Origin of the sequence: Zavarzinia sp., assembly GCF_041650655.1 — a bacterium.
In the GTDB taxonomy this organism is placed as follows: domain Bacteria; phylum Pseudomonadota; class Alphaproteobacteria; order Zavarziniales; family Zavarziniaceae; genus Zavarzinia.
This window is the reverse complement of the sequence record NZ_JBAZKR010000225.1, coordinates 1-3,259: the sequence shown is the minus strand read 5'-3', so window position 1 is coordinate 3,259 and position 3,259 is coordinate 1. Positions and strand designations below refer to the sequence as shown.

The following is a 3,259-nucleotide window of genomic DNA, read 5'->3' as shown; positions in this document are numbered from 1 at the left end:
GTGCCGTGGGACAGGGTCTACCTGTGCGGCGAGATCGAGTTCTCGGGGGCGCTCGTCGAGCGCTTCGCCGGCTTCCATCGTCAGAGCTACGGCGGCTGCAAGGTCGGCGTCGGCGACGTGCTCATCGGCGCCGCCGCCACAGCCGCCGAGATGAACGGCGTGGCCAAGGCCAGCCACATCAAAGACAAGCTCATCGAGATGACGCACCTCAACGAAACACTGTTCTCGTGCGGCCTGGCCTGCTCCTACGAAGGCGTCAAGATGCCGGCCGGCAACTACCAGATCGACATGCTGCTGGCCAACGTCTGCAAGCAGAACGTCACGCGCTTCCCCTACGAGATCGCGCGTCTGGCCGAAGACATCGCCGGCGGGCTCATGGTTACGATGCCGTCGGCCCAGGACCTCGCCGACGAGAAGATCGGGCCCATCGTCGAGAAGTTCCTCGTGGGCCAGTGCGACACGCCCGTGATCGACCGCCTGCGCATCCTCCGCCTCGTCGAGAACCTCACGCTCGGCGCCGCGGCCGTCGGCTACCGCACCGAGAGCATGCACGGCGCCGGCTCGCCGCAGGCGCAGCGCATCATGATCGCGCGTCAGTCCAACATCAACCACAAGAAGGAGTTGGCCAAGGCGCTGGCCGGCGTGGGCAAGCCGTGGGACAAGGGCAAGGCCAAGGTCCCCACGGCGGTGTCCGCCCACTGACGATGCCAGACGATCGGCAGGCGGACCCGGTGCGGCGCATGAAGGTCGTGTACTGCGGGGGCTGCAACCCCCACATCGACCGCACCGCCGTCACCGCCGATCTGCCCGTCGCCGACCCCGACGTAGCCCCCGGGGCCACCGTGCACGTGAGCGGCTGCCCCCGCGCCTGCGCCTCAGACCACCTGCTCTCGAGCGACGACCCCGCTACGGTGGTCGTCGCTGGCGAGCTCGTCGACGGCGTCCCCACACCCGCCTCTGAGCTCGCGCCCACGGTCACGCGAAAGCTCAAGGAGTAACCGGATGGACTGGAAAGCGGACTACGACGCCAAACGCACTTCGCCCGCGGAGGCCATGAAGTGCGTGAAGTCGGGCGACCGCGTGGTGTTTGCCCACGCCTGTGGCGAACCGCTCGAGCTGGTCGATGCGCTGGTGGCGCGCGCCGCCGAGCTGGAGCGCGTCGAGATCAACCACATGGTCGCCATGGGCAAGGGCGAGTACTGCCAGCCGGAGCACGCCGACTCCTTCTATCACAAGTCGCTCTTCGTCGGCGCCTCCTCACGGGAGGCCGTCAAGGACGGTCGCGGCGACTACATCCCCGTGTTCTTCAGCGAGATCCCCAAGCTGTTCTGCGAGGGCTACCTGACGCCCGACGTGGTGCTCATCCACGTGTCGCCGCCCGACACGCACGGTTTCTGCTCCTTCGGCATCTCGGTGGACTACACCAAGCCGGCGGCGCAGGTAGCCAAGACCGTGGTCGCCCAGGTGAACCCCAACATGCCCCGCACCCACGGCGATTCCTTCATCCACGTCTCCGAGATCGACCGCATCGTCGAGAGCGAGCAGGCGATCATCGAGCTGCAGCCGCCGAAGATCGGCCCGGTCGAGGAAGCCATCGGCAAGCACATCGCCGGCCTCGTCGAAGACGGCTCCTGCCTGCAGCTCGGCATCGGCGGCATCCCCGACGCGGTGCTCCTCTTCCTGCACGAGAAGAACGACCTTGGCATCCACAGCGAGATGTTCAGCGAGGGCGTGGTCGACCTGTACAACGAGGGCGTCATCACCAACCGCAACAAGACCATCAGCCGCGACAAGATCGCGGCCACCTTCCTGATGGGCACGCGCCGCCTCTACGACTTCGTGGACGACAACCCGGCCGTCAACATGTTCCCGGTGAACGTCATCAACGACCCGTACCTCATCGGCCAGAACGACAGGGTCGTGGCCATCAACTCGGCGATCCAGGTCGACCTTATGGGCCAGGTGGTCGCCGACACCATGGGCGCGGTGCAGTTCACCGGCATCGGCGGCCAGGTCGATTTCGTGCGCGGCGCCGCCCGCAGCCGCGACGGCAAGGCGATCATCGCCTTGCCGTCTACGGCAAAGAAGGGCGCCGTCTCTCGCATCGTCGCCGCCATCGGCCCCGGCACGGCGGTGACGACCATGCGCGCCGACGTCGACTACATCGTCACCGAGCACGGCGTCGCCCACCTGCGCGGCAAGGGCCTGCGTGAGCGCGCCGAGGAGCTCATCGCGATCGCCGACCCGGCGTTCAGAGACCAGATCCGCGAGGAGGCGACCGGCGTCTATGGCCCCGGCCGCCTCGCGCGCTAGTAGCCCACACGGAGGAGAGAGAAGCCATGGATACCCAGATCCGCGTCCACCGGGCGCCTAAGACCCTCATCACAGGCAATGGGTGCGTCGGCCAGATCGGCGCCGAGGCCAAGAAGCTGCGCGGCTCCAAGGCGCTCATCATTACCGACCCCGGAGTAGCTTGCTGCGGCACTGTGGAGAGCGTCGAGATCCCGCTGCGCGAGGCCGGCCTGGAGGTCGGCATCTACGACAAGGCCGTCCCCGAGCCGCCCATGGGCAGCGTGCACAAGATCGTCGACATCGCCAAGGAGGGCAAGTACGACCTCATCGTCGGCTTCGGCGGCGGCTCCGCCATCGACGTCGCCAAAGTGGTCGCCGTCCTCGCCCCCACCGATGACCGTCTCGAAGACTACGTGGGCGTCGATCAGGTGCCCCACAAGGGCCTGCCCTTCATCGCCGTGCCCACCACCGCCGGCACCGGCACCGAAGTCACGGCCATCGCCATCTTCGCCAACGAGAAGCTCAACGTGAAGCAGGGTGTCGTGAGCCCGCACCTGATCCCCAACATCGCGCTCGTCGACCCCGTGCTCACCTACAGCTGCCCGCAGGGCGTCACCGCGGCCAGCGGCATGGACGCGCTCATCCACAACATCGAGGCGTACATCTCGGTGAACGCCACGATGCACACCGACCCGCTCGCGGCCGAGGGCATCAAGCTCATCACGAAGAGCATCCGCACCGCCGTGTTCGACGGCGGCAACGCCTGGGCGCGCCACAACATGGCCATGGGCTCGCTGCTCGGCGGTATCTCCTTCGGCAACGCCGGAGTCGGCGCCGTGCACGCCATGAGCTACCCTATCGGCGGCATGTTCCACGTGCCCCACGGCATCGCCAACACGCTCATGCTCCCGTGGGTCATGGAGTACAACATGCTCGCCTGCCCGCAGTTCTTCCGCGAGATCGGCGA

General features: G+C 67.2%; 4 protein-coding genes. All 4 read left to right on the top strand.

Annotation, left to right across the window (positions count from 1 at the left end; translation table 11 throughout):
- On the top strand, positions 1 to 702 hold a 702-nt coding region (locus WC493_RS22625), incomplete at its 5' end, for a 4-hydroxyphenylacetate 3-hydroxylase C-terminal domain-containing protein (RefSeq protein ID WP_373068789.1).
- Between the two features lie 38 nt (positions 703 to 740).
- Positions 741 to 998: a hypothetical protein gene (locus WC493_RS22620; RefSeq protein ID WP_373068787.1), complete on the top strand. Its 258-nt coding sequence runs from the start codon at positions 741 to 743 to the stop codon at positions 996 to 998.
- Between the two features lie 4 nt (positions 999 to 1,002).
- Entirely contained in the window at positions 1,003 to 2,313 is a 1,311-nt protein-coding gene (locus tag WC493_RS22615; RefSeq protein WP_373068785.1) for an acetyl-CoA hydrolase/transferase family protein, read from the top strand.
- Positions 2,314 to 2,339: 26 nt separating this feature from the next.
- The coding region (locus tag WC493_RS22610; protein ID WP_373068783.1) for an iron-containing alcohol dehydrogenase at positions 2,340 to 3,259 on the top strand (920 nt) is incomplete at its 3' end.